The sequence below is a fragment of the Pseudomonas prosekii genome, assembly GCF_900105155.1.
Taxonomy (GTDB): Bacteria; Pseudomonadota; Gammaproteobacteria; order Pseudomonadales; family Pseudomonadaceae; genus Aquipseudomonas; species Aquipseudomonas prosekii.
In genome coordinates this window covers 1,330,552-1,355,213 of record NZ_LT629762.1, presented here as the reverse complement: position 1 = coordinate 1,355,213, position 24,662 = coordinate 1,330,552, and the positions used below count along the sequence as shown (strand labels likewise).

At 61.2% G+C, this 24,662-nt stretch carries 24 protein-coding genes; 11 read left to right on the top strand and 13 right to left on the bottom strand.

Going from position 1 to position 24,662, the window contains the following annotated elements; all coding sequences use genetic code 11:
- Positions 1 to 271: 271 nt before the first annotated feature.
- From BLU01_RS06280 to BLU01_RS06265, 4 genes are all read right to left on the bottom strand, one after another.
- Positions 272 to 1,960 (bottom strand): ATP-dependent DNA ligase, encoded by a 1,689-nt coding sequence (locus BLU01_RS06280; protein WP_092272207.1) that lies wholly within the window; start codon positions 1,958 to 1,960, stop codon positions 272 to 274.
- Positions 1,960 to 2,991, bottom strand: coding sequence for a ligase-associated DNA damage response exonuclease (locus BLU01_RS06275; protein ID WP_092272204.1), 1,032 nt, complete (start codon positions 2,989 to 2,991; stop codon positions 1,960 to 1,962). The genes BLU01_RS06280 and BLU01_RS06275 overlap by 1 nt, the downstream gene beginning before the upstream one ends.
- 188 nt (positions 2,992 to 3,179) lie before the next feature.
- Positions 3,180 to 5,630, bottom strand: a complete 2,451-nt coding sequence (locus BLU01_RS06270; protein WP_092272200.1) for a penicillin acylase family protein — start codon at positions 5,628 to 5,630, stop codon at positions 3,180 to 3,182.
- Positions 5,631 to 5,945: 315 nt separating this feature from the next.
- Positions 5,946 to 6,590: a glutathione binding-like protein gene (locus BLU01_RS06265; RefSeq protein ID WP_092272196.1), complete on the bottom strand. Its 645-nt coding sequence runs from the start codon at positions 6,588 to 6,590 to the stop codon at positions 5,946 to 5,948.
- A gap of 145 nt (positions 6,591 to 6,735) precedes the next feature.
- Between BLU01_RS06265 and BLU01_RS06260 the strand changes: the two genes are divergently transcribed.
- A complete protein-coding gene (locus tag BLU01_RS06260) occupies positions 6,736 to 7,284 on the top strand; it encodes a cysteine hydrolase family protein (protein WP_092272193.1) in 549 nt (182 codons plus the stop codon).
- 193 nt (positions 7,285 to 7,477) lie between these two features.
- On the opposite strand, the gene BLU01_RS06255 is transcribed toward BLU01_RS06260, so the two are convergent.
- The 4 genes from BLU01_RS06255 to BLU01_RS06240 all read right to left on the bottom strand — a co-directional run bounded on the left by BLU01_RS06255 (position 7,478) and on the right by BLU01_RS06240 (position 9,316).
- Positions 7,478 to 7,714: an SEC-C metal-binding domain-containing protein gene (locus BLU01_RS06255; RefSeq protein ID WP_092272190.1), complete on the bottom strand. Its 237-nt coding sequence runs from the start codon at positions 7,712 to 7,714 to the stop codon at positions 7,478 to 7,480.
- A 5-nt stretch (positions 7,715 to 7,719) separates the two neighbouring features.
- Positions 7,720 to 8,205, bottom strand: a complete 486-nt coding sequence (locus tag BLU01_RS06250; RefSeq protein ID WP_092272186.1) for an LEA type 2 family protein — start codon at positions 8,203 to 8,205, stop codon at positions 7,720 to 7,722.
- A 132-nt stretch (positions 8,206 to 8,337) separates the two neighbouring features.
- Positions 8,338 to 8,814, bottom strand: a complete 477-nt coding sequence (locus BLU01_RS06245) for a YchJ family protein (protein ID WP_092272183.1) — start codon at positions 8,812 to 8,814, stop codon at positions 8,338 to 8,340.
- A 4-nt stretch (positions 8,815 to 8,818) separates the two neighbouring features.
- Complete coding sequence (locus tag BLU01_RS06240; protein ID WP_092272180.1) at positions 8,819 to 9,316, bottom strand: DUF6231 family protein; 498 nt, start codon at positions 9,314 to 9,316, stop codon at positions 8,819 to 8,821.
- Between the two features lie 189 nt (positions 9,317 to 9,505).
- Between BLU01_RS06240 and BLU01_RS06235 the strand changes: the two genes are divergently transcribed.
- The 4 genes from BLU01_RS06235 (at position 9,506) to BLU01_RS06220 (ending at position 12,211) form a co-directional block, all read left to right on the top strand.
- The gene (locus BLU01_RS06235; RefSeq protein WP_092272177.1) at positions 9,506 to 10,201 is read left to right on the top strand and encodes an OmpA family protein; all 696 of its coding nucleotides are present in this window, start codon (positions 9,506 to 9,508) and stop codon (positions 10,199 to 10,201) included.
- Positions 10,202 to 10,293: 92 nt separating this feature from the next.
- Positions 10,294 to 11,019: an OmpA family protein gene (locus BLU01_RS06230; protein ID WP_092272173.1), complete on the top strand. Its 726-nt coding sequence runs from the start codon at positions 10,294 to 10,296 to the stop codon at positions 11,017 to 11,019.
- A 162-nt stretch (positions 11,020 to 11,181) separates the two neighbouring features.
- A complete protein-coding gene (locus BLU01_RS06225) occupies positions 11,182 to 11,460 on the top strand; it encodes a DUF1145 domain-containing protein (protein ID WP_092272170.1) in 279 nt (92 codons plus the stop codon).
- Positions 11,453 to 12,211, top strand: a complete 759-nt coding sequence (locus BLU01_RS06220) for a hypothetical protein (protein ID WP_092272167.1) — start codon at positions 11,453 to 11,455, stop codon at positions 12,209 to 12,211. Before BLU01_RS06225 ends, BLU01_RS06220 begins: the two co-directional genes overlap by 8 nt.
- Before the next feature lie 80 nt (positions 12,212 to 12,291).
- Here BLU01_RS06220 and BLU01_RS06215 read toward each other — a convergent pair whose 3' ends face one another.
- A complete protein-coding gene (locus BLU01_RS06215; protein ID WP_092272164.1) occupies positions 12,292 to 12,756 on the bottom strand; it encodes a CopD family protein in 465 nt (154 codons plus the stop codon).
- Between the two features lie 99 nt (positions 12,757 to 12,855).
- On the opposite strand from BLU01_RS06215, the gene dinG reads away from it, so the two are divergent.
- From dinG to pdxH, 5 genes are all read left to right on the top strand, one after another.
- Entirely contained in the window at positions 12,856 to 15,000 is a 2,145-nt protein-coding gene (dinG, locus tag BLU01_RS06210; protein WP_092272161.1) for an ATP-dependent DNA helicase DinG, read from the top strand.
- A 94-nt stretch (positions 15,001 to 15,094) separates the two neighbouring features.
- The gene (locus BLU01_RS06205; RefSeq protein ID WP_092272157.1) at positions 15,095 to 17,596 is read left to right on the top strand and encodes a beta-galactosidase; all 2,502 of its coding nucleotides are present in this window, start codon (positions 15,095 to 15,097) and stop codon (positions 17,594 to 17,596) included.
- 223 nt (positions 17,597 to 17,819) lie between these two features.
- The gene (locus BLU01_RS06200) at positions 17,820 to 18,965 is read left to right on the top strand and encodes a serine hydrolase domain-containing protein (RefSeq protein ID WP_092272154.1); all 1,146 of its coding nucleotides are present in this window, start codon (positions 17,820 to 17,822) and stop codon (positions 18,963 to 18,965) included.
- Between the two features lie 116 nt (positions 18,966 to 19,081).
- A complete protein-coding gene (locus tag BLU01_RS06195) occupies positions 19,082 to 20,245 on the top strand; it encodes an OmpA family protein (RefSeq protein ID WP_092272151.1) in 1,164 nt (387 codons plus the stop codon).
- A 23-nt stretch (positions 20,246 to 20,268) separates the two neighbouring features.
- A complete protein-coding gene (gene pdxH, locus BLU01_RS06190; RefSeq protein ID WP_092272148.1) occupies positions 20,269 to 20,916 on the top strand; it encodes a pyridoxamine 5'-phosphate oxidase in 648 nt (215 codons plus the stop codon).
- A gap of 5 nt (positions 20,917 to 20,921) precedes the next feature.
- Here the strand turns inward: pdxH and BLU01_RS06185 are convergent, their stop codons facing one another.
- Positions 20,922 to 21,158, bottom strand: coding sequence for a hypothetical protein (locus BLU01_RS06185; RefSeq protein WP_092272145.1), 237 nt, complete (start codon positions 21,156 to 21,158; stop codon positions 20,922 to 20,924).
- A gap of 167 nt (positions 21,159 to 21,325) precedes the next feature.
- On the opposite strand from BLU01_RS06185, the gene BLU01_RS06180 reads away from it, so the two are divergent.
- A complete protein-coding gene (locus BLU01_RS06180; protein WP_092272142.1) occupies positions 21,326 to 21,790 on the top strand; it encodes an outer membrane lipoprotein in 465 nt (154 codons plus the stop codon).
- A 63-nt stretch (positions 21,791 to 21,853) separates the two neighbouring features.
- On the opposite strand, the gene BLU01_RS06175 is transcribed toward BLU01_RS06180, so the two are convergent.
- The 3 genes from BLU01_RS06175 to nhaA form a co-directional block, all read right to left on the bottom strand.
- Entirely contained in the window at positions 21,854 to 22,084 is a 231-nt protein-coding gene (locus BLU01_RS06175) for a DUF7683 domain-containing protein (protein ID WP_092281485.1), read from the bottom strand.
- On the bottom strand, positions 22,084 to 23,268 hold the full coding sequence (locus BLU01_RS06170; RefSeq protein ID WP_092272140.1) for a colicin E3/pyocin S6 family cytotoxin: 1,185 nt from the start codon (positions 23,266 to 23,268) through the stop codon (positions 22,084 to 22,086). The genes BLU01_RS06175 and BLU01_RS06170 overlap by 1 nt, the downstream gene beginning before the upstream one ends.
- 114 nt (positions 23,269 to 23,382) lie before the next feature.
- A complete protein-coding gene (gene nhaA, locus BLU01_RS06165; protein ID WP_092272137.1) occupies positions 23,383 to 24,570 on the bottom strand; it encodes a Na+/H+ antiporter NhaA in 1,188 nt (395 codons plus the stop codon).
- Between the last annotated feature and the right edge of the window lie 92 nt (positions 24,571 to 24,662).

Sequence of the window (24,662 nt, the reverse complement as noted above, 5' to 3'; positions counted from 1 at the left end):
GTGCTTAACAGAGAATTAATGAACACCGCTAACCCCCTGTAGGAGTGAGCCTGCTCGCGATAGCGGTGGGTCAGCGAAATCTCTTCTAACTGACCCACCGCCATCGCGAGCAAGCTCGCTCCCACATTTGGTCAGGTTCCGTACACGGCTTTCATGAACACCACTGAAACCTGTGGGAGTGAGCCTGCTCGCGATAGCGGTGGATCAGCGAAATCTCTTTTGACTGACACTGCGCTTTCGCGGGCAAGCCTCGCTCCTACGGGGGCGGTCTTTAGCTCAGGAGGTCTTGCAGGGTGGCGAGGCTGTCGGCTTCTTCGACGGTTTTGTCTTGGCGCCAGCGCAGCATTCTTGGGAAGCGCACGGCGATTCCGCTTTTGTGCCGTTTCGACAGCGCGATGCCTTCGAAGCCCAGCTCAAACACCAGACTCGGCGTCACACTGCTCACCGGACCGAACTTCTCCACCGTGGTTTTGCGCACGATGCCGTCAACCTTGCGCATTTCCTCATCGGTCAGCCCCGAATACGCCTTGGCAAACGGCACCAGCGTGCGCTCGCTGGCGTCCGGAGGGCCGTCCCACACCGCAAACGTGTAATCGCTATAAAGACTCGCGCGCCGGCCATGCCCGCGTTGCGCGTAGATCAACACCGCGTCAACGCTGAACGGCTCGACTTTCCATTTCCACCAGACGCCCATGTCCTTGGTCCGGCCGACGCCATACATCGCGTCCCGGGCCTTGAGCATCATGCCTTCGACGCCGAGGCGCCGCGACGCTTCGCGCTGTTCGGCGAGGTCGAACCAGTCTTTGCCGGTGAGCAGCGGCGAGGCCAGCAGCACCGGGCTGTTGCACGTGGCAATCACCTGCTCCAACTGCGCGCGGCGCTCAGCCTGCGTGTGGTTGCGCCAATCTTCGCCCTGCCATTCCAGCAAGTCATAGGCGAGCACCACCACCGGCACGTCTTCGAGGATCTTCTTGCCAAGGGTTTTGCGCCCGATGCGTTGTTGCAGCAAGGCAAACGGCTGCACGGACGGCGGCGCGGTGGATTGCGGATCGAAGGCGTCCTCGGTGTCCGGTTGCGAGGATTTCCACACGACAATTTCACCATCGATCACCGTGCCGTCCGGCAAACCGTGGGTCAGCGCATGCAATTCGGGGAAGCGCTCGCTGACCAATTCTTCGCCCCGCGACCAGATCCACAACCTGCCCTCGCGCTTCACTACTTGCGCGCGGATGCCGTCCCACTTCCATTCCACTTGCCATTGGCTGGCCGGGCCGAGCAGCGCTTCAAACTGCTCGACCGGTTGCGCCAAGGCGTGCGCGAGAAAAAACGGATACGGCTGACCGCCGCGTTGCGCGTGTTCTTCATCGGATTGCGGCGCGATCAGTTTCAGGTAACTCGCGGCGGTCGGGCGGTTGGACAAGTCGGTGTAACCCACCAGGCGCTGGGCCACGCGTTTGCTGTCGAGCTCGGCCATCGCCGCCAATGCGCGGGTGACCAGCAACTTCGAGACGCCGACGCGAAAGCTGCCGGTGATCAATTTGATGCACAGCATCAGGCTCGCGCTGTCGAGTTGCGCCCACAGTGACGGCAAATGTCGGGCGAGAAATTCCGGAGTTTCACCGCGCAGCGGCAACAGTTTTTCTTCGATCCACACCGCGAGGCCCTCGGTTGAGCTGTGATCGGTTTCCGGCAATACCAGCGAAATGGTTTCCGCCAGATCGCCGACGGCCTGGTAACTTTCCTCGAACAACCACGGCGACAGTCCGGAGATGCTCACCGCCAATTCCCGCAGTGCGCGCACGGGCACCAATTGCCGAGGCCGCCCGCCAGACAAAAAGTACACCGCCCACGCCGCATCTTCCGGCGCGGCTTGGGCGAAGTAGGCTTGCATGGCCGCCAGTTTGGCGTTGCTTGAGGTGGTGGCGTCGAGTTCGGCGTACAGCTCGGCGAAGGCTTTCATCATTGCGCCTCGGCAAGTTCGGCGGGCGCGGCGGCGTTCTCTTCTTCGTCATCGCCGTATTCAGTGCTGAAACCTTGTGCGTCGAGGCCTTTTTCGCGCAGATGCTGGACCAGCACACCAATCGAGCCGTGAGTGACCATCACTCGTTCGGCGCCGGTCTGCTCGATGGCCCACAGCAGGCCCGGCCAATCGGCGTGGTCCGAAAGCACAAATCCGCGATCAACGCCGCGCCGCCGCCGTGGGCCGCGCAAACGCATCCAGCCGCTGGCGAAACCGTCGCTGTAGTCGCCGAAACGGCGCATCCACGTGCTCGCGCCGGCAGAGGGCGGGGCGATGACCAACGCCTGACGCATGATCGGGTCGCTTTTTTTGATGTCGCCGGCGTAAATCGTCGGCGGCAGATAAATGCCGGCGTCGCGGTAGACGCGGTTCAGCGGCTCGACGGCGCCGTGCGACAAAATCGGGCCGATGCTGGCGTCGATGCCGTGCAGAATCCGCTGCGCCTTGCCGAAGGAATAGCAGAACAGCACGCTGGCCTTTTGCGCGGCGATATTGGCACGCCACCATTGGTTGATCTCGGCGAAGATCTGCGCTTGCGGCTGCCAGCGGTAGATCGGCAGACCGAAGGTCGATTCGGTGATGAAGGTGTGGCAGCGCACCGGTTCGAACGGCGCGCAGGTGCCGTCGGGCTCGATTTTGTAATCCCCCGAGGCGACCCAGACTTCACCGCCGTATTCGAGACGCACCTGCGCCGAACCGAGCACATGGCCGGCCGGATGAAAGCTCAGGGTTACGCCGTGGTGCAGCAAACGCTCGCCGTAGGGCAGGGTTTGCAGGTTGATGTCCTGGCCCAGACGCGAGCGCAGAATCCCTTCGCCGGGCGCCGCTGCGAGGTAATGCTGATTGCCGCGATGCGCATGATCGCCGTGGGCGTGGGTAATCACCGCACGTTCCACCGGGCGCCACGGGTCGATGTAGAAATCCCCGGCGGGGCAGTACAAACCTTCCGGGCGCGCGATAACAAGATCCATATTGTTGCCAAATAGGGGGGACTTGTTAGGTATGAGGCTTGCGTGAGGCGGGAAGTTCTATCGGAGTTCAGCGCTATTCCTGTGAGAGCGAGCTTGCTCGCGATGGCGCTATTTCAGTCAGCATCATCGTTGACTGTAAAGGCCTCATCGCGTGCAAGCTCGCTCCCACAGGGGGGCAGGATTGTTACTTATTTCCCGGGTGTCAGGGTCAACCGCGCCTTGCCGTACACCTTGTCGAAGTTCTGCGGCTGCATTGGCAGGCTCATGTATTGGCCTTTCAGCCATGGGTCGATGCTGTTCAGGTAATTCGGGCTCGCCGGATTCCCCGATTGCCCGGTGCCGTTCTGCCCCATCAGCGGTTCAGCCTGGCCGAAGTCGACGATAAAACGCATCGCCGGTACTCGCGTTGTATTGAAGTTCTCGCCCCAGGCGAACGCTGCGGTGTTCAACGTGGTGTGATCGCCGCCGGCCGCCATCGGCCCCCGAACGGTCTGGCCATTGGCATTCTTCCATTCGTAGCGGTGCAATTTGCCCCACTGCCAGGCCTTGTGATCGCCGCCCATTTGGCTGTCGCCAGCACTGATCGCCGCCGCCAGACTGCGCGCGAGGATCGCCGGTTTGTCTTCTTTCTGCGGGGTGCGCGCGTCGTCCCAGAACGGGCTGTCTTCGCGAGCGAGCAGGTGATCGGCCTGCGCCGCGTAGGACAACTCGCCGTTGGCGGTAAAGGCTTGCCACGCCGGGCTGCTTTCCGGGCCGAGTTCGTCGAGGAAAATCTGCTTGGCGCTTTCCTGCAGGAACAACTGGTAAATCGCGGCGTCGGCGGACGTCGGGCTGAGCTTGCCGTCGAATGCCATCAAGCGCGTCAACGCTTCGCGAGCCTTGCTGCGATCCGCTTCCGGCAACTTGTCGATTGCCTGTTTCAGCGGCTGCGGCATGCCCGGCGCTTCAAACATGCTTTTCAGTTTGGCGGCGAACGTGGTGGTCTGGTCGTACTGCATGGCGATCAGGCTGCGCGTGTCGTGCTTGCCCGCGCCGGCCAGTTGGGCCATGCGCTCGCCGCGTTCCGGGGCGGACCAGGAATTCGACAATTGCATGCCGTAACCATGCGGAATTACCCGTTGGTTGGCGGTGCCGAGCCAGCCTTGCGCCGGGTCCTGGTCGTAAGGATGGAGCATCGGGTCGGCGTAACCGTCCCAGTCGTAGCGACCTTCCCAGCCCGGCGACGGCAACAGGCCTTCGCCTTCGCGGCGATTAGGGTAACGGCCGGTGACTTGCCAGCCAATGTTGCTGGCGTCGGCGAACACCAGATTCAGGGCGATGGCGCGGATCTCGCGGCTGGCGTCCGAGGCTTTCTCGACGGTTTGCGCGCGGGACAGGTCGAAAAACGCGTCCAGAGTCTTGTCGTCGGTGAAGCTTGGAGTCTGCAACGCGACGCCAAAACCATTGGCCATGTTCAGGCCTTGGGCACTGTTGAGCAGCGCGCCGTGGCGGGTTTCGTACACGGGTTCGCGAATCGAGCGCTGGCCTTTGACGAAGAAGGTTTCGTTGCGCACGGCCACTGGCTGCCATTTGCCGCCGACGTCATAGGCCAGGCCATTGCCCTGGCGGCGGATTTTTTCCAGGAACAGGTCCTGGTTGTCGCCCATGACCGCGGTCATGCTCCACGCCACTTTGCCGTTGAAACCGCCGAGCACCATCGGCAGGCCGGCGAAGCTGACGCCCGCGGCCTGATATTTCGGCGCGCGGATCTGCACGTAGCTGTACAGCGACGGCACGCCCATCGGCCCGTGGCTGTCGCTGGCCAGCAGGCTTTTGCCGCTGCGGCTGCGCTGCGGGCCGATCGCCCAGTTGTTCGAGGAGGTGGCGCCGAGCAGGTTCAAATCCGCCAGTTGCCCGGTGGCTTTGCTGATTTCGGCCAGACCGGGGATCGCGCCGTTGAGCTTGATGCCTTGCAGTTTGTCCGCTTCGGCCGCCGGCAGTTTTTCGTCGGGCGCGGACGGCGTCAGCCACGGCAGTTTGTCGGTGGTGACGGTTTGCGCGAGCACCAGCGCGGAAATTTCTTCCGGCAGGTTGGCCGATTGGCTGAAGTTGAGCAGGCAGAAAATCAGCGCCGAATCTTCAGGTTTCCAGTATTCCGGTTTATAGCCGCTGGCGGCGAGGTCGGCCGGCAGCTTGTCGCGGTAGCGGAACAGGTAGGCGTTGACGCCGCGCGCATAGACTTCGAAGAAGCGCTTGAGGCGTGGCGACGAAGCTTTATACAGCTCGCCGGCGCTTTTCTTCAGGTTGACGGCGCGCATGTAGCGGTCGGCGTCGAGCAGGTCGGCGCCGGACATTTCTGCCAGGCGGCCCTCGGCCAGCAGGCGCATGGTGACCATTTGCGTGATGCGGTCGCTGGCGTGCACGTAACCGAGGGCGAACAGCGCGTCGTGGAAGCTGTTGCTTTCGATCAGCGGCATGCCCATGGCATTGCGCCGCACCGAAACGTTCTGCGCCAGGCCCTTGAGCGGCTGCACGCCGGAGGCTGGGGGGAGGGTGTCCTGAGTGTCCCAGGTCTGACAACCGGTCAGGCTCAAAACACCGGCCACTGCTGCGGCAACGCCGAACCGGGGAAGAAAATGTGTGAGGGCTGGCGAGGCCATGGCAAAGCTCCTGCGGGGGTAGTAACGCAATAAAGCCGCTACGTTAGTGAGCAGGAGGTAGCCGCGCAAGCGGGGCGCAGGGTTATTTGCGGATTTGTCCGATAAACCGCCGATCAGCAGGCCCTGATACCCCGGTGGATATGGAGCTTGCTGTGGCGAGGGGGCTTGCCCCCGTTCGACTGCGAAGCAGTCGCCAATCGGTCAGCGAAGTCTCACTGCAAGAACATCGTCGCCGGTTTTGGCACCGCTTTGCGGTCCAACGGGGGCAAGCCCCCTCGCCACAAAAACGCACTCACCGATCAAGTCGCATCAATCTCAAGACTTGGGTGGGTTGACCTTCGCCGCCAGCGCATACGCCTTCACCGTTGCCGGGCGATTCTGGATGTGAGTGAACCAGCGCAGGACGTTGGGGAAGTCTTCAAGTTTCTGGCTCTGCCACTTGTGCGAGACGATCCACGGGTAGATCGCCATGTCGGCAATGCTGTATTCGCTGCCGGCGACGAATTCGTTATGTGCCAGTTGCTTGTCGAGCACGCCGTAGAGGCGCGCGGTTTCGTCGATGTAGCGCTTGATCGCGTAGGGGATTTTCTCCGGCGCGAACTGGCTGAAATGATGATTCTGCCCGGCCATCGGCCCCAGACCGCCCATCTGCCAGAACAACCATTGCAACGCCTGCTGGCGCCCGCGCAGGTCTTTGGGCAGGAACTTGCCGGTCTTCTCGGCGAGGTACAGCAAGATCGCGCCGGACTCGAACAACGGCAGCGGCTCACCGCCGTCAGCCGGTTCATGATCGACGATTGCCGGGATTTTGTTGTTCGGGGAAATCTTCAGGAATTCAGGCTTGAACTGGTCGTTCTGGCTGATGTTGATCGGGTGCACGTCGTACTTGAGGCCAGCCTCTTCGAGGAAAATCGAGATTTTGTGGCCGTTCGGGGTGGTCCAGTAATACAGGTCGATCATGGAGTGCTCCAGAAATTAGACGTCGTTAAGTACGGACAGCCAGCGCTCGCATTAGGTCGTCCTGATTGCACCGCAGAGCTTGCCTGTAGGAAGAGGTGATGCTGAAGTGCGGGAAATTCAATGACCCGACGTGAGAAAAGTCAGCATGGAGCTCAAGACCAACGCGGCGCTGATCATCATCGATCAACAAAAAGGCATCCTGCATCCCCGGTTGGGACGTCGGAATAATCCGCAGGCTGAAGAGCGCATCGTCGAATTGCTGGGATATTGGCGCCGCACCGCGCGGCCGGTGATTCATGTGCAGCATTTGTCGTGCTCCGCGGATTCGGTGTTCTGGCCGCAGCAATCGGGCGTCGAGTTTCAGGATCGGTTTCAGCCGATGACGGGGGAGCGACTGATCCAGAAGCAAGTGCCGGACGCGTTTTGTGCGACGGGGCTGGAGGTGCAGTTGCGTGAGGCGGGGATCGAGCAATTGGTGATCGTTGGGGTGGCGACCAATAATTCAGTGGAATCCACGGCGCGAACGGCGGGGAATCTGGGGTTTGAAGCGTGGGTGGTCGAGGACGCGTGTTTTACCTTCGACAAGGCTGATTTTTTCGGCAACCCGCATTCCGCCGAGGAAGTGCATGCGATGTCGCTGGGCAATCTGCAGGGCGAGTACGCGACGGTCATCAACAGCGAACAAATCCTGTAGGAGCAAGGCTTGCCCGCGAAAGCGATTTCACATCCGGCAAAAATGTTGAATGACACACCGCCATCGCGAGCAAGCTCGCTCCCACAGGGGATGCAGGGTGACCGCAGAAAGCGGTGTCACCCAGTTTCAAATGTAGGAGTGAGCCCGCTCGCGATGGCGGTTCAGCGGGCGAAGCAGGTGTTCGCCCGAAGCATCAAGCGCCGTGGCACTTCTTGAATTTTTTGCCGTTGCCGCATGGGCAAGGGTCGTTGCGGCCGACATCTTTCAGGGCGTTGCGCACCGGTTCCTGGTGGGCGTGGCCGCAGTTCGGGCCGTGAACGTGGCCATGGTCGTGCGCATGATGGTCATGGGCATGAGCGTCGTGAGCGTGGGCGTCATGGTCGTGGTCGTGGTTGCAGTCTGGGCCATGGACGTGGGGTTGCTGGGTCATCGGGTTTACTCCGGAATTAAATCGGCGGGGATTATCACGCCATTACGCGCCAGGTGCACGTAGTGCGCGATGAATAAACCGGTTTCCAGTTCACCTTCCAGACGATAGGGAATGGGTTGCTTGGGACTTTTCAGCATTTTCACCAGGTCGCGCACCTTCGGCCACAGGTTGGTGCGGATCGGCACTTTGAAATAAGCGCTGCGCTTGGGCCCGACGTTGAACCAGTGCTCATGCTCGCCCTCGGTCAGCAACATGTCACCCAGATGAATGCGGTATTCCAGACCGCGCACGGTCAAGTCGTCATTGTTGGGATTGTCGATGCGAAAGTGCAGGAGGAATTTCTGCTCCAGCAGTTTCGCGCGCACCACCTCGACCTTGACCAGATGCACCTGCGGCTCGGGCTCGTCGCTGCTGAACCAGGAGGCGCAACCGCCCAGGCTCAGAAGAATGAGCAAGGTGAACAGATGTAAGGCGTGGCGTTGACGGGTCATGGTGATGTTTCTCCTTGAACCGCAGTCTAGCCCCTGTAGGAGCAAGGCTTGCCCGCGATGAACGATAACGCGAACTATCAGAAAGACCGCGTTATCGTTCTTCGCGGGCAAGCCATGCTCCTACGAAGAGCCTTACGCGCCGAAATATCCTGCGCAGCACTTCTTGAATTTCTGCCCGCTCGCACAAGGGCAAGCGTCATTGCGCCCAGCCTTGAGCGCCACGGTCGGGTCGATGAAGTACCAGCGCCGGTCGTTCTGCACAAACGATGAACGCTCGCGGTGACTGTGTTCACCGCTGCCATCGTGCCAGCGCGCGGTGAAGGTGACGAAAGCATGTTCCGGTTGGCCGCCGAGCACTTCCGAACTTTCCACCTCAAGCCCCAGCCAGGTGCTTTGCGCGCTCCAGTCGCTCATCGACTGCCGATTCAGCCCGGCCTGTTGCGCGGGCAGGGTGGTCGCCACCAGATAATCGACCAGCCCCAGCACATAGGCGCTGTAGCGCGAACGCATCAAGGCCTCGGCGCACGGGGCCGGGTGGCCGGCATGGTAATGACCGCAGCAGGCGTCGAGCAGGGTGCCGCTGCCGCAGGGGCAAATGGATGTACTCATTGCGTTACCACCAGTATTTCCCGAAGTTTTCCGGATTGGCCCAGAACCGCGCGTTGAGCCAGTCGGGCACCTGTTTATAGTCAAGCAGATCATAGGTGAACAGCGTCAGCACCTGATCGTCGCGCTGAAAGCGTTCGCTGGCCTGCAGCGCCAGAGAGAAAAAGTCGGTTTCCTGCCATTGGCTGGCCGGCAGATCGGCCAGCACCGCGATGCGGCTGGCGTTGAGGTTGCGAATGCCGCCGAGCAGATTCAGGCCATCGCGCTTGGGCAGATGTTCCAGGCAATCAACCACCAGCGCCAGATCAAAACGCCGCGCCGCCAGCTCTGGCGGCAACGGCCCGGGCGCCGCGTGGGCGACGCAACTGTCCGGGTGCGCGAGCTTGAACGCCGCCACGGCGGGGAATTCACTGGCGCCAATCAGCAACAGCCGTGCCGGTGCATAAAGGTCGAGCAAAGCGGCCAAGGCCTGTTGCGGCGTGCGCGAAGAAATACCTGCAATCATCGAAGATCCTCAATCAGAGCGCCAAGACTAGCCTGCCGCAACCTCCGGGCCTAGAGCCATTGTCCGGCAAAAGTGCCGATGTCCCGTGAACACGGGCTAAAACAGCGATGGCCTATTGCTGGCGGAGATTAAAACTGCGGTCTTTACTCCCTGAATCGGTTTCAAGCCGATCCCTCAGGAGAAAACTAGATGAGCATAGTTCGGACAGCATTACCCTTGGTGCTGCTAACCAGTGTGTTGACTGGTTGCGCAGGTTTGCAGAAAACCGACTGGCCGTCCTGTGCGGCGGTCGGCGGTGTCGTCGGTGCAGGGCTGGGTGCGACCGAAAGCACCGCGTGGGCCGGCGGCGGTGCGCTGTTTGTCGGCGGCATGGCGGCGGCGTATTGCTGGGTTCACGGTGACGGCGACGAGGACGGTGATGGCGTGCCGGACAGCCGCGACAAGTGCCCGGGCACACCGCGCGGGGTTCAGGTCGATGCTGACGGCTGCCCACCACCAGCGCCGGCGCCAGTGGTCGAGGAAGTGGTGATCGTCAAGGAAGAAACCATTGTCATCCGCGATGTGCACTTCCAGTTCGACAAAGCCACGCTGACTCCGTCCGACAAACTGGTCCTCGACAAAGTCGCGACGCGCCTGAAGCAGGAAGCGTCGACTGCGCGCCTGACCGTCAACGGCCACACCGACAGCGTCGGCAGCGATGCCTACAATCAGAAGCTCTCGGACAAACGTGCGCACTCGGTGGTGGAATACCTGATCCAGGGCGGCGTGCCGCGCAGCAGTTTTGTCTCGGTGACCGGCTTGGGCGAAAGCCAGCCAGTGGCTGATAACAAGACGGCTGATGGCCGCGCGCAGAACCGCCGCACCGAAATCAAAATCGAGCGTTAAAGCCCCTTCCGCTCCGCGGCTTGTGCAGTCGCGGTTGCGGGTCTTTACTCCTGTGTAACCGGTATGGGCCGGTAACACAGGAGCATTCACAAATGAGCGTTCTCATACGCACCGTCTTGCCGGTTCTGCTGCTTGGCAGCTTGTTGACCGGTTGCGCCACTCACAGCGATGGCACTGCCCCGCTCAATCAACGTACCTGGCCGATCTGCAGCGTCATCGGCGGCCTGGTCGGCGGCGGCCTCGGTGCTCTGCAAAGTAGCGCATGGGCGGGCGGCGGAGCAGCGCTCGGAATCGTTACGGGTGGTTTGATCTGTTATGCGCAGGACGGCGACGAAGACAGCGACGGCGTATTCGACCGGCGTGATCGTTGCCCCGACACCCCGGAAAACACCGCTGTCGATCATCGCGGCTGCCCGCGGCCGGTGTACCCGGTCAGCGTCAAACCGGTCGAGCCAGCGCCGCCGGCGACGGAAGTCATTACCCTGAGCGATGCCGGCAACGTGCTGTTCGACTTCGACAAATCCGACCTCACGCCTGCCGCTCGCAGCGAGCTTGATGCACTGATGACCAAGTTGCAGAACGCCGACGTGGTCAGCATCAAAGTCATCGGCCATACCGACAGCACCGGTTCGGACGCGTACAACCAGGCATTGTCGGAGCGTCGCGCGAGCAGCGTTGCCGCCTATTTGCTGAGCCAGGGCCTGGCGCCAAACAAACTCACCAGCGAAGGCAAAGGTGAAAGCCAGCCGGTTGCCGACAATGAAACGGACGAAGGACGGGCGCAAAACCGTCGCGTCGAGTTGCACATCAATCGCTGATGCTTGACGCAGGCGTTTAGCAAAAGCCTCGATCTAGAGCCGTCGGGCCGGTAAAACGGTTCAACCGGCGGCCTTCTGGATGAATTTTCCGTTGCCCACTGGCGCATCCCGCGTGGAAGCCGTTACTGTGCGCCCAAAGAATAATTCTCAACGGGGGAGCGTATGAAGGTGTTTTGGGGGCTGGGGAAGCTGTTGACCCTGCTGTTCTGGTTGGTGGTGCTGGTCAACTTGCTGATGCCGTTTATCAATCCGCTGCACCTGCTGGTCAATTTGGCCGGCGCTCTGTTGGCGGTTATCCATTTTCTTGAGGCGCTGCTGTGTTTTCGCAGTCTCAGAGGTCGCGCCCATCCGTGGCGTGATCGTTTGAAGATCCTGTTTTTTGGCGTTTTTCATTTGCAAACCATTCCGGCCCCGGCCGTACAAGGGGCTTCCCATGCGTAAACTTTGTCTGCTTGCCGCGTTCATCAGCCCGTTGGCCTGTGCTCAGGTCGTGAGCGTTGAAAGCAATTCACTGATGCGCTTGCCGAATAACACCAGCACTTTGCAGCTCGAACGCCTGGACGTTGCCGATTACGGCACGTTGCTGATTCCGTCCAACGTCACGGAAGTGACGGTCGGCGAATTGCACCTCGGGCGTGACGCGCGAATTGCCATTGTTCCGGGCGAACAGGCGCTGGAGCTCAAAGTCAGCCGCGCCGAATTGTCCGAAGGCAGCTCGATCACCGCGCGCGGGGCGCCGGGGACGTATCAGAAGGCGGCTCGTTCGGGACGTAATCTGAACCTGCAAATCAAGGCACTGGATGCACCGATGTTGACCGTCGACGCACGCGGCGGCGCGGGCGCGCCGGGTTTTGTCGGGCTGGATGGCGCTTACGGCGAGGACCCGGGTTGCACGTGGGGCCAAGCCGGTCGCGGGTTCAACGGCAGCGATGGCAGCGATGGCCAACCGGGCGCGGCGGGCGCGTTGGTCCGTTTGGAAGTGCCGCGCAGTTATCCGCTGGAGCAGATCAAGGTTCAGGTTGCGGGCGGTGCCGGTGGTTTGGCCGGGCCGGGCGGCAAACCGGGCAAGGGCGGCAAAGCCAAGGGCTGCCTGGTGTACGAAGCGGACGGCGGCAAGAGCGGACGTCCGGGCCTCGATGGCCAACCGGGACCTGCCGGCGCGGCGGGGGCGGTGACGGTTCAGCGCTTGTAAAACTGCCGAGTAACCGATTGTTCCCACGCTCTGCGTGGGAACAATCAATCCTGTAGGAGCGAGGCTTGCCCGCGAAGCTTTTAGAACATCGGCCGAGCCGAAGCAATCGCCACCAGCAGCAACCCGACAATCAGATTGATCCCCACCAACCGGCGAATTTTCCCCAGTGCCGCTGCACCCGTCGGCCAATCCTGCGCATCTAACGCAGTGCGCAACTCCGGCAGCAGCAATGCCTGAATCCGGATAAACAGCGCGGTCATCACCACGTACAAGCCCATCATCACCTGCACGTAACGCGGCGCGGTTTCAAAACCGGCGTATTGCAGATGAATCATGCCCACGCCGCTGATCGGCAAAATCACCACCGCGACCCAGACCCAGCGGAAAAAACCTTGAAACACTTCTACCCACAGCTTCAACCGGCCGGGGCCTTCCAGGGCCTTCATCGCCGCCGGGCGCAGGACCATCCAGGCGAAAAACATGCCGCCGACCCACACCAGGGCGGACAGCACATGCAGGGTATACACGAGGCTAAAAGCGGTCATTGAGGTACTCCGTTCTGCGCGGGATTAATTAGCGCGGTATGATAGCCGCCATCCGAAACCACTGAAAATTTATCCAGCGTTTTTTGCGCCCGACAATCCATGATCAGCACCGAACTCAAAACCACGATCCAGGGCGCCTACTCGCGTTTTCTTGAAGCCAAGAGCCTCAAGCCGCGTTACGGCCAACGCCTGATGATCGCCGAAATCGCCAAAGTCCTCGGTGACATCGACACCGACGACGAAGGCCGGCGCAGTGGCGACCCCGCGATTGTCGCGGTGGAAGCTGGCACCGGTACCGGTAAAACCGTGGCCTACAGCCTGGCGGCGATTCCGACGGCGAAAGCGGCGGGCAAGCGCCTGGTGATCGCCACGGCCACCGTCGCCCTGCAAGAGCAGATCGTCTACAAAGACCTGCCCGACCTGATGCGCAACAGCGGGCTGAACTTCAGCTTCGCGTTGGCCAAGGGCCGCGGGCGCTATATGTGCCTGTCCAAGCTCGACATGCTGCTGCAGGAAGGTCACGCGCAAACCGCCACCGCCCAGCTGTTCGAAGAAGAAGGCTTCAAGATCGAAGTCGATGAAGCCAGCCAGAAACTCTTCACCAGCATGATCGAAAAACTTGCCGGGAATAAATGGGACGGCGACCGCGACAGCTGGTCCACCGCCCTCGAAGACGCCGATTGGGCGCGCCTGACCACCGATCACAGCCAGTGCACCAACCGCCATTGCCCGAACTTCGGCCAGTGCGCCTTCTACAAGGCGCGCGAAGGCATGGGCAAGGTTGACGTGATTGTCACCAACCACGACATGGTCCTCGCCGACCTCGCGCTCGGCGGCGGTGCGGTGTTGCCGGATCCGCGCGACACCATTTACGTGTTCGACGAAGGTCATCACTTGCCGGACAAGGCAATCGGTCACTTCGCCCATTACACGCGCCTGCGTTCCACCGCCGACTGGCTGGAAACCACGGCCAAGAACCTGACCAAATTGCTCGCCCAGCATCCGCTGCCGGGCGACCTCGGCAAGTTGATCGAGCAGGTGCCGGAGCTGGCACGCGAGATCAAGACCCAGCAGCAATTCATGTTCACCGCGTGCGAGCAGGTCGCCGATTTCAAACCCGGCGAAGACGTCGAGGGCCGTGAGCGGCCGCGGCACCGTTTCGTCGCCGGGGTGATCCCCGAGCACATGCGCGAGATGGGCATCGAGCTGAAAAAAGCCTTCGCGCGCCTGACCGACTTGTTCACGCGCCTCACCGAACTGCTCAAGGAAGGCATGGACGGCGAGGTCAACATCGGCATCGCCAGCAACCAGGCCGAAGAATGGTATCCGCTGTTCGGCAGCCTGTTGTCGCGTTCATCCGGCAACTGGGAATTGTGGACCGCGTTCACCGCCGAAGACCCGGAAGACAGCCCGCCGATGGCCCGTTGGCTGACACTGGCGGAAAGCGGTTCGCTGTTCGACATCGAGGTCAACGCCAGCCCGATCCTCGCCGCCGAAATGCTCCGGCGCAATCTGTGGAACGTCGCTTACGGCGCGCTGGTGACCTCGGCGACGCTGACGGCACTCGGCACGTTCGACCGCTTCCGCATGCGCGCCGGCCTGCCGAAAAAAGCCGTGACCGCCGTGGTGCCGAGCCCGTTCCATCACGCCGATGCTGGCGTCTTGCGTGTGCCGGACCTGAAAGCCGATCCGCGTGACGCGCCGGCGCATACCGCGGCAATCATTCGTGATCTGCCGGAACTGGTCGAAGGTTCGCGCGGCACGTTGGTGCTGTTTTCCTCGCGCAAACAGATGCAGGACGTGTTCGACGGCCTCGACCGCGACTGGCGCAAGCAAGTGTTCATTCAAGGCAACCTGTCGAAACAGGAAACCCTGAACAAGCACAAGGCGCGGGTCGATGGCGGTGATTCCAGCGTGCTGTTCGGTCTTGCGAGTTTTGCCGAAGGCGTCGATTTGCCTGGCGCATATTGCGAGCACGTGGTGATCGCGAAGATTCCGTTCTCGGTGCCCGATGATCCGGTGGAAGCCGCGCTGGCCGAGTGGATCGAAGCACGCGGCGGCAATCCGTTCATGGAAATCTCGGTGCCGGATGCCTCGCTGAAACTGGTTCAGGCCTGCGGTCGTTTGCTCCGAACCGAAGAGGATCGCGGCACGATCACCTTGCTTGATCGGCGTCTGGTGACCCAGCGTTACGGCAAAGCGATCCTCAATGCATTGCCGCCGTTCCGGCGTGAAATTTCCTGAAACACGCGTGGGCCTTTTGGCCCGCCGCGTTGTCTATCCCTCATTACCGCTTTTCCACTGGCCATTGTTGGTCGTTAGGGAGAATTTCGTTCTCATGATTCGTCGTTCGTTGCCTGCTGTATTTGCCCTGTTGTTCGCAACGCCGTTGTTGGCCGCCCCCGCTGGCCAGCAGACGCTGTTCAACTTTGTGCGCCCCGCCGATGTGGTCCAGGTGGCGACGCAGGACGCCAGCCTGCCGCAATCCAACGCCGAACAAACGGCTGAAGGCGAAGTGCTGCGCCGGGTGACGTTTAACCCGACTGCGCAACCGTCCTTGCGCCTGAGCCCGCAAAGCGGTGCGTGGGACTGGTCGCAATCGGGCGTCATGAGCCTGCGGATCCAGAGCGCGATGAGCTGGGCGGTGACCCTCTACGTGAAAATCCAGAGCAATGACGGCAAGACGCTGATCAGCCGCGTCGACCTGCCGCCCGGTCCGGTGCAAACGCTGCTGGTGCCATTGGTCGCCAGCACGCCGCTGAATCAGGGCATGAAGGCCGGTCCGCCGATGCCGATCACGTTTGACGGTCAGCGGGTGTTGCTGGCCAGCAGCACCGGTGAACTGGACCGCAGCCAAGTGGTGTCGGTGAGTTTGTCGATGGATCAGCCTAAAGTCGCGCAAAGCATCCTGCTCGAACGCTTCGGCGTGCAGGACGGCGAGGCGGTGACCAAAGCCGCTTACGGTGGCGTGGTCGATGCTTACGGGCAATCGACCCGGGCTAAATGGCCCGAAAAAGTCAGCAACGACGAACAACTCAAAGCCGCTGCCGGCAAAGAACAGCAACAACTGAAAACCTGGCTGGCCGAGCGTGCAAAGTCGCCGCTGGATAAATTCGGTGGCTTGAACAAAGGCCCGGTGTTCAAGTCCAGCGGCTTCTTCCGCACTGAAAAGCGCGACGGCCGCTGGTACCTGGTGACCCCGGAAGGTCATCCGTTCTATTCCATCGGGGTGAACACCGTGGCGCCGGACGTGGCTCGAACCTACGTCGCCGGTCGCGAGTGGATGTTTGAAGCACTGCCCCAAGCCGCGGAGCCGCTGGCCATTCACTACGGCGACGGCGACAACCGTGGCGGCAACGGCGCTGATCAGGGCCGCGCGTTCAACACTGGCCGCTGGTTCGACTTTTATGGCGCCAACCTGCAACGCCTATATGGCCAACCGTGCGCCGTGGCCAGCGAAACCAAGGCTGGCGTCGCTGAAGCGGCCAAGGCTGACGCCGTCGCGGCAAGCGCTGAAAAAGCCGCCGAGCCAGCGGTCAAGCCTGGCACCGCAGAGGCCGGAATCGCCGAAGCGGCGCAGACCCACGCGGTCGAAGCGGCCAAAGTCGAGCAAGCTCCCGCTGAACCGTGCAAAGCCGTGGTCGACGAACAGCGCTGGGCCAGTCACACGCTGGATCGCTTGCAAGCCTGGGGTTTCAACACCGTCGGCAACTGGAGCGCGCCGGTCTTGGCCAACGCCGATCGTGTGCCGTACACCTTGCCGCTGTCGATCGTCGGCGATTACGCGAGCATCAGCACCGGCACCGATTGGTGGGGCGGCATGCCCGATCCGTTTGACCCGCGTTTTGCCATGGCCACCGAGCGTGCAGTGGCCATTGCGGCGCGCGATCATCGTGACGACCCATGGCTGATCGGCTATTTCGCCGATAACGAACTGGCGTGGGCCGGTCCCGGCAATGATCCGAAAGCCCGTTATGCCTTGGCTTACGGCACGCTGAAAATGACTACTGACGTGCCAGCCAAGCGCGCGTTTCTCAAGCAATTGCGCGATAAATATCGCAATCAGGCCGGTTTGTCGAAAGCCTGGGGCATTGATCTGCCGGCGTGGGAATTGATGGAAGACCCGGGTTTCGTGCCGCCGCTGCCAAGCGCCGAGCACCCGGAGATCGAAGCTGATTTCAAATACTTCCAGAAAGTCTTTGCCGACACTTATTTCAAGACCATTTCCGACTCGCTGAAATGGCACGCGCCGAACCAGTTGCTGCTCGGCGGCCGTTTCGCCATCAGCACCCCGGAAGCGGTGCAGTCCTGCGCGCAGTATTGCGATGTGCTGAGTTTCAACATGTACACCTTGCAGCCGCAGGACGGTTACGACTTCGCGGCGTTGCGCAGCCTCGACAAACCGGTGTTGATCACCGAATTCAACTTCGGCTCGGCGGATCGCGGCCCGTTCTGGGGCGGCGTGACGCAACTGGCCAAGGAAGAAGATCGCGGCCCGGCTTACGCCAACTTCCTCAAGCAGGCGATCAGCGAACCATCGATTGTCGGCGTGCATTGGTTCCAGTATCTGGATCAGCCAGTCAGCGGGCGTTTGCTGGATGGCGAGAACGGCCACTTTGGTCTGGTCGGCATCACCGATCTACCGTTTCAGGGCTTTGTCGACAGCGTGCGCAAAAGCAATTTGCTGACGGTTGAGCAACTCGGCAAAGAGGCCGAAAAGGCCCGCGCTGAAGCGGACAAGGCCAGCCACGAAGGCGAGGGCGGCCGCCAGGGCGACGCCGGCAAAGGCCCGGGCAAGGGCGAAGGGCATACGGGCGGGCATTCCGCGAACGGGCATTGATACCTGAGACCGAGTTGCCTTCTTCGCGGGCAAGCCTCGCTCCTACAGGATTTGCGCAAAACCTGTAGGAGCGAGGCTTGCCCGCGAAGGCGTCCTGATTTCACTCAATATTCCCGAACAATCCCTCCGTCAACCGACCGCCCAGCCCGCACCTGTTCCCAAAACCCTTCAGGGCTGGAACAATGCGAACCACTTTGTAGAGCGTTTAGGCGGGGAGTTGTGGGTGCAGATTCAAGGTCATTACGAGCTTAAGTTCGAAGCGGTGCGCGAAGCTTTCGCGGCATTGTTCGACGATCCCCAGGAACGTGGCGCGGCGTTGTGCATCCAGGTCGGCGGTGAAACCGTCATCGATCTATGGGCCGGTACTGCCGACAAGGATGGCGCCGAAGCCTGGCACAGCGACACCATCGCCAATCTGTTTTCCTGCACCAAGACCTTCACCGCCGTCACCGCGCTGCAACTGGTCGCCGAGGGCAAGCTGCAATTGGACGCACCGGTTGCTCGTTACTGGCCCGAATTTGCCGCTGCCGGCAAACAATCCGTCACCCTGCGCCATTTGCTCTGCCACCAGGCCGGTCTGCCGGCCCTGCGTGAATTGCTCGCCCCCGAAGCCTTGTATGACTGGCACACCATGACCGACGCGCTCGCCGCCGAATCACCGTGGTGGACGCCGGGTCAGGGCCACGGCTACGCCGCGATCACCTACGGCTGGCTGGTCGGCGAGTTGTTGCGCCGTGCCGATGGGCGTGGGCCGGGCGAATCGATTGTCGCGCGGGTGGCCAAACCGTTGGGCCTGGACTTTCATGTCGGTCTGGCTGACGAAGAGTTTCACCGCGTCGCCCACATCGCCCGTGGCAAGGGCAACAGCGGCGACGCTACGGCCCAGCGCCTGCTGCAAGTGACGATGCGCGAGCCGACGGCGATGACCACGCGCGCCTTTACCAATCCGCCGTCGATCATGACCAGCACCAACAAACCGGAATGGCGACGCATGCAGCAACCTGCCGCCAATGGCCACGGCAATGCCCGCAGCCTCGCGGGTTTTTATGCCGGGCTGCTCGATGGCAGCCTGCTGGAAGGCGAAATGCTCGACGAGCTGACCCGCGAACACAGCCTCGGCGAAGACAAGACTTTGTTGACCCGGACCCGATTCGGTCTGGGTTGCATGCTCGATCAGCCGGATGTGCCGAACGCCACGTATGGCCTTGGCCCACGGGCCTTTGGCCATCCCGGCGCCGGCGGTTCGATCGGTTTTGCTGACCCGGAACACGATGTGGCTTTCGGTTTTGTGACAAATACCTTGGGACCGTATGTTTTGATGGATCCTCGCGCGCAGAAGCTGGCAAAGGTACTTGCCACTTGTCTGTAAAACGCCGCTGAACGCGTCTGCGCCGGGAACCTCGTTACCTTTTTCGATTCAAAGCGTCTGTTTAAGTGGTCGATGTGGCCTTTTGATTTTTTATTACTTCATTTTGTGGATATCCAATGTCATCCAATAAAACCCTAGCTTTGGCGCTGTGCTTCGCGATCACCGGTTGCGCACAAACTCCACAAAATGACGCCGAGGGCGGCAGCCACTGGTGGCAATTCGGTTCCTCCGACAAAGTCGCCGCCAATGAACCCGCTGCTGCGGCGGCCCCGGCGCCAGCCCCGGCGGCGAAACCTGATCCAATCAAACAAGCGATCACCGCACCGGTGGTCAAGGCTGAGAGCAGCAGCCGTTGGTACTGGCCGTTTGGTTCCGATGATGGCGCCGATACTGCTGCGGCCAAACCGGAAGCCAAGGCCGAAGCCAAACAGGACGCTGTCGCCAAGGCTGACGCCGAAGCGGGTGGCAAATGGTGGTGGCCGTTCGGCGGCAAACAGCAGCCTACTGCCAAAGCCGTGCCGATGCCGGATCCGAAAGTTACCCAGGCCTGGCTCGACGATTACGAACCGCGCCTGCGCGCCGCGATCAAAGACAGCAACCTGCAACTCGAACGTCGTGAAAACGTTTTAGTAGTCACTGCGCCGGTTGAAGGCTCGTTCAATCCGGATCGCCCGGCCATGCTGCTGCCCGTGACCCTCGGCCCATTCAGCCGCGTCGCAAAAATTCTCGAACTCGATCCGAAAACCGCAGTGCTGGTCCTCGGCCACAGCGACACCTCGGGCGCCGCGCCGGCCAACGTCAAGTTGAGCCAGGAACGCGCCCAATCGGTAGCGGCAATCTTCCGTCTCAGCGGTCTGCAGCGTGATCGCCTGATGTTGCGCGGCATGGGTGGCGAAGCGCCGCGTGCGGCCAACGACAGCGTTGAAGGTCGTGCGTTGAACCGTCGTGTCGAATTGCTCGTGACTCCGCAGAACACCATGGTTGCGCTGCTCAGCAAGTACAACATGCCAGCGCCGGCGCCCGTCACTATGGTGGCCAAGCAAGAAGCGAAACCGGTGGTCAAGCCAGTCACGCCGGCGCCAGTCGCGAAGAAAGCCGCTGCCCCTGCCGCGAAAAAAGCCCCGGTGAAAAAAGCTGCCGCCAAGGCGCCAGCCAAAACCGCCGCCAAGGCTCCGGCGAAGAAAGCCCCGGCCAAAGCCACAACTCCAGCGAAAAAAGCCGCACCAGCCAAAGCCTCCACTGACAAGAAAGTCGCCGCTGCGGATGCTGCGAAGAACTGATCGTTAACCACAAGGAAAGCGCCATGACCCAGGCCCTGGCTGATATGCGTCGCGACTACACCCGAGACGGGCTGACCGAGGCGCAAGCCCCGGCCGAGCCGTTCGCGCTGTTCCATCAGTGGTTCGCCGATGCGGTGAAAACCGAGCAGGTGCCGGTCGAGGCCAACGCGATGACCCTGGCCACCGTCGATCTCGACGGCCGGCCGCATTGCCGCATCCTGTTGCTCAAGGGCTTGGATGCTCAGGGTTTTACGTTCTTCACCAACTATGACAGCGCCAAGGGCCAGCATCTGGCGGTGAACCCGTTCGCCGCCATGACGTTTTTCTGGCCAACCCTGGAGCGCCAGGTGCGTATCGAAGGGCGGGTGGTCAAGGTGTCGCCCGAAGAGTCTGACGCTTACTTTCAGGTCCGGCCGCTGGGCAGTCGCCTCGGCGCCTGGGCATCCCCGCAGAGCCGGGTGATCGCCGATCGTGGCGAGCTGGAAGAGTTACTGAAGATTACCGAGCAGCGCTTCACTGACACTCAGCCACACTGCCCGGAACACTGGGGCGGTTACCGTTTGCTCCCCGAGCGCATCGAGTTCTGGCAAGGCCGTTCGAGCCGCCTGCACGATCGCCTCAACTATCGCCTGCAGGACGCCGACTGGATTCTTGAACGTCTGGCACCTTGAGCAGTCTACCGACCGGGATAGCTTGCAGCAGCGGCCTCCAGCCATTGCGGCAAGTCCCGACGCTTGATCTTTTGCGCTTGCGCGTTCGCCAATTGCTGGAGCATGAAGGCTTTCTTGTCCTCGTTTTTTCCAGCCAATGCCAACGCCAGGTCGCGGTCCATCCAGCGTTTGATACGCACGTACAGCCACCAGTGGAAGTACAGACCGGCCACAGTCGTGACGACAATGATGAAGTAGTCCATGAAAAATCCTTGGGTCAACGGCGCAGTGTGGGTGATTTGACGCTACTGTGTGGTGAGTTCAGAGGCGCCTGTACCGGGCCTGAATGAAACCAATTTTATCCGGGCCATGCCGTGACAGGCGTCAAGCTGCGGAGTTTAATGAATACCTGTCCTTTGGAGTTGATGCTATGCGTAAGTCTGTCCTGCTGGTTGCTTCCTTTTCCACGATGGTGATGTTGCTCACCGGCTGCCAGTCCAGCCTGACCGGTGACTCCTATTCCCGTGACGAAGCGCGTCGTGTGCAGACGATTCGCATGGGCACCATCGAATCCCTGCGTCCGGTGAAAATCGAAGGCACCAAGACCCCGATCGGCGGCATCGCCGGTGCAGCGGTCGGCGGTGTCGGCGGCAGCGCCATCGGCGGCGGTCGCGGCAGTATCGTCGCAGCGGTCATCGGCGCAGTTGCCGGCGGCCTGATTGGTTCGGCCACCGAAGAAGGCCTGACCCGCGCCCAAGGCGTCGAAATCACCGTCCGCGAAGACGACGGCAGCATGCGCGCCTATGTGCAGCAAGTGCAGGAGAACGAAGTGTTCCGCGTCGGCGAGCGCGTGCGCATCTCCACGGTTGACGGCACGAGCCGCGTTTCGCACTAAGCGAGCGCAGGGTAAGGAAAAACCCCGATCAGGTGGCTGGTCGGGGTTTTTTGTTTGAACGACCTAAGCATTGCAGCTGAGTTGAAAGATGTACGCCGGGTCGTAAATATTCTTCTCCATTATTTCTTCTAGCGCAGAGAGCTGCGTCCGTGTGAGGTCGTATCCCTCCCATCCCTGTTGGTCTGCGGTCCATCCCATGATTCTTTTCACCTGCTCATCGAATCCATTGGGTAGTTGTTCCTCGAACGCGAGAAGCTCGGTTTCTTTGTCGAAAGCTTCAATCAGATAGAAAATCACGGTTCTACTTTCCTTGTCTTATCTGCGGGCTTGGTCTGTTCGCCAGTCTCTGGATTAAATTCACCGAGGTGACGACCACGTCTGTCGTACATTTCGACCGTTGCGTGCTGTGAGTCCCATTCGAAAATGATCCCAATCGAAGTCTTCCATCGTTTTCGCAGACTTCCGCCGCCCTTGACGGTAGTTTTCCGGTTTGCCTTCACTGCATCAGGAAACGCAGTGAGATCTGTCGGCGCCGGGTGATATTTGTGATCAGGAACACTCACCACAATATAAACCGGCTTCACCCCCGACCCCACCGGAAACACCAGGATGAAATCTTTGTAATCCGGTGGGTAAACCGGGTTCACGATGATGCCATCGGCGGCCTCGGTCGGCGGATAAACCCAGATATGCGGCGCCTGGGGCGCTGCTTCCAGCGCGGGGATCCCGAGGATGTCCGAGCCATCCACTGCCGGAGTCCAGATCAGCTTTACGCCATCACCAAGGTCAGCCACCCGTTGGTTGTCGCGCAGGTCGAGTGTCACGACATCGACCATTTCCCATTCGCGGTGCTTGCCGGTGTAAAAGCCGTAACCTTTCAAGCTGCCGTCAGCCTGTTGCTCAACCCTGAGGCGAACCCGAATGCGAGCCTGTTTCAGCGCCCGTAATTGCTCTTCGGTATACAGCGCGCTATCGCCCAGGCTTGGCGTCCAGAAGAGCGCGACCACCCCGGCCAGCGTGGCAGCTCCTGCTGCGGTGATGGCCGCGGGTGCGGCGATAGCGGGAATTTGCAGCGCCAGTCGGCCAATGCCCAGTGAGACGGTCGAGCCACTGATCGTTTGAAGATCCAGCAATCCTGCATCGTCCGCTTCGCGTGCACCGAGCCACGCGATTTCCCCGTAATCCTTGAGGCTGTCGGTGGGCACCATGCCCGAAGGGTTGGAGTAATCGATGATGGCGTCCGGCAGTTTGCAGGACTTGGCGAAGACACATCCGGCGCGGACGGCTTGTTTTTCTTTGGAGGGGGCGAGCGCCAGAGTGCGTTCGAAGGCTTCCTGCCTGGCGAGCATGGCGTCGTAGGCGTTTTGCCGGGCGTCTCGATCGGCCAGCTCGGTGGCGCTCATCAAGCGGTGGGTGACGTGATGACCGTCACCCGAGGGAGGGTTTTTAATCCTTGGAATATCCTTGTTGCCAGCCACTGCTCGTCCTTTCATTCGTCCATCGGCAGCCCCGGATAAGGAGGCTGCACGACGTTAACGAACGTGGCTGAGCGTGACTGTAGGACGATTCCTGAATGTCTCTGGGAGTGTTCCCTAATTGACCGCTATACCGCGTTTGCGACTTGCCGCCGCCGTCACCGCATAACCAATCAACGCGGCCATGATCGAGCCGGTCAAGATGCCCATTCGGTCCATCCCCGCGTAATCACTGGCGCCTGGCACGAACGCCAGCGAGCCGACAAACAGGCTCATGGTGAAGCCGATGCCGCAGAGGATGGCGACGCCCAGCACCTGGCCCCAATTGGCGCCCTGGGGCAGGGCGGCGATGCCGGTTTTCACCGAGAGCCAAGTCAGGCCGAACACGCCCAGAGTTTTGCCCAGCAGCAGGCCGATGGCGATGCCCATCGGTACGTGGTGGGTGAAGCTCTCGGCGGTGACGCCGCTCAGGGACAGGCCGGCATTGGCGAAGGCGAACAGCGGCAAAATCCCGTAAGCCACCCACGGATGCAGCGCGTGCTCCAGGGTCATCAGCGGCGAGGGCTCGGCATTTTTGGTGCGCAGCGGGATGCAGAACGCCAGCGTCACGCCGGCCAGTGTCGCGTGGACACCGCTTTTGAGCACGCACACCCACAGGATCATACCGATGATCAAATACGGCCCGAGCTTGACCACGCCTAGCCGGTTCATCGCAATCAGCGCAACGATGCAGGCGCCAGCCAGGGCCAGCGACAGGGTCGAGAGTGTGCCGGAATAGAAAATCGCGATGACGATGATGGCGCCGAGATCGTCGATGATCGCCAAGGTCATCAGGAACAATTTCAGCGACACCGGGACACGCTTGCCGAGCAGGGCCAGCACGCCGAGGGCGAACGCGATGTCGGTGGCCATCGGAATAGCCCAGCCACCCAGCGCTGCCGGGTCGTGGCGGTTGATGAACCAGTAGATCAACGCCGGCACGACCATGCCGCCAATCGCCGCCGCGCCGGGCAGGACGATCTGCGAGGGTTTCGACAATTGGCCGTCGAGAACTTCGCGTTTCACTTCCAGACCGATCAGCAAGAAGAACAGCGCCATCAGCCCGTCGTTGATCCACAGCAGCAAGGGTTTGGCGATTTTCAACGCGCCAATCTGCGCTACCACGGGGGTGTCGAGCAGGCCGTTATACAGCCACGACAACGAGGAATTGTTGATGATTAAAGCCAAAGCGGCGGCGGCGATCAGTAGCAGACCGCTGGCGGCTTCCAGCTGGAAGAAACGTGTGAACGTGCTACGCAGAGGCAAGGTCGCTCTCCATCGATTATTCAAAAGGTGGCACACCCTAACCTGTACCGTTAGTTGTTAAAACAAAAGTTATATTCTTTTTTGTTATATGC

Coding starts and splice junctions, on each gene's coding strand:
- BLU01_RS06220 (WP_092272167.1), top strand. CDS start 11,453: ATGCGTAAACTTTGTCTGCTTGCCGCGTTCATCAGCCCGTTGGCCTGT.
- BLU01_RS06245 (WP_092272183.1), bottom strand. CDS start 8,814: ATGAGTACATCCATTTGCCCCTGCGGCAGCGGCACCCTGCTCGACGCC.
- BLU01_RS06280 (WP_092272207.1), bottom strand. CDS start 1,960: ATGAAAGCCTTCGCCGAGCTGTACGCCGAACTCGACGCCACCACCTCA.
- dinG (WP_092272161.1), top strand. CDS start 12,856: ATGATCAGCACCGAACTCAAAACCACGATCCAGGGCGCCTACTCGCGT.
- BLU01_RS06225 (WP_092272170.1), top strand. CDS start 11,182: ATGAAGGTGTTTTGGGGGCTGGGGAAGCTGTTGACCCTGCTGTTCTGG.
- BLU01_RS06195 (WP_092272151.1), top strand. CDS start 19,082: ATGTCATCCAATAAAACCCTAGCTTTGGCGCTGTGCTTCGCGATCACC.
- BLU01_RS06205 (WP_092272157.1), top strand. CDS start 15,095: ATGATTCGTCGTTCGTTGCCTGCTGTATTTGCCCTGTTGTTCGCAACG.
- BLU01_RS06185 (WP_092272145.1), bottom strand. CDS start 21,158: ATGGACTACTTCATCATTGTCGTCACGACTGTGGCCGGTCTGTACTTC.
- BLU01_RS06270 (WP_092272200.1), bottom strand. CDS start 5,630: ATGGCCTCGCCAGCCCTCACACATTTTCTTCCCCGGTTCGGCGTTGCC.
- BLU01_RS06275 (WP_092272204.1), bottom strand. CDS start 2,991: ATGGATCTTGTTATCGCGCGCCCGGAAGGTTTGTACTGCCCCGCCGGG.
- BLU01_RS06230 (WP_092272173.1), top strand. CDS start 10,294: ATGAGCGTTCTCATACGCACCGTCTTGCCGGTTCTGCTGCTTGGCAGC.
- BLU01_RS06180 (WP_092272142.1), top strand. CDS start 21,326: ATGCGTAAGTCTGTCCTGCTGGTTGCTTCCTTTTCCACGATGGTGATG.
- BLU01_RS06260 (WP_092272193.1), top strand. CDS start 6,736: ATGGAGCTCAAGACCAACGCGGCGCTGATCATCATCGATCAACAAAAA.
- pdxH (WP_092272148.1), top strand. CDS start 20,269: ATGACCCAGGCCCTGGCTGATATGCGTCGCGACTACACCCGAGACGGG.
- BLU01_RS06235 (WP_092272177.1), top strand. CDS start 9,506: ATGAGCATAGTTCGGACAGCATTACCCTTGGTGCTGCTAACCAGTGTG.
- BLU01_RS06240 (WP_092272180.1), bottom strand. CDS start 9,316: ATGATTGCAGGTATTTCTTCGCGCACGCCGCAACAGGCCTTGGCCGCT.
- BLU01_RS06265 (WP_092272196.1), bottom strand. CDS start 6,590: ATGATCGACCTGTATTACTGGACCACCCCGAACGGCCACAAAATCTCG.
- BLU01_RS06215 (WP_092272164.1), bottom strand. CDS start 12,756: ATGACCGCTTTTAGCCTCGTGTATACCCTGCATGTGCTGTCCGCCCTG.
- BLU01_RS06255 (WP_092272190.1), bottom strand. CDS start 7,714: ATGACCCAGCAACCCCACGTCCATGGCCCAGACTGCAACCACGACCAC.
- BLU01_RS06250 (WP_092272186.1), bottom strand. CDS start 8,205: ATGACCCGTCAACGCCACGCCTTACATCTGTTCACCTTGCTCATTCTT.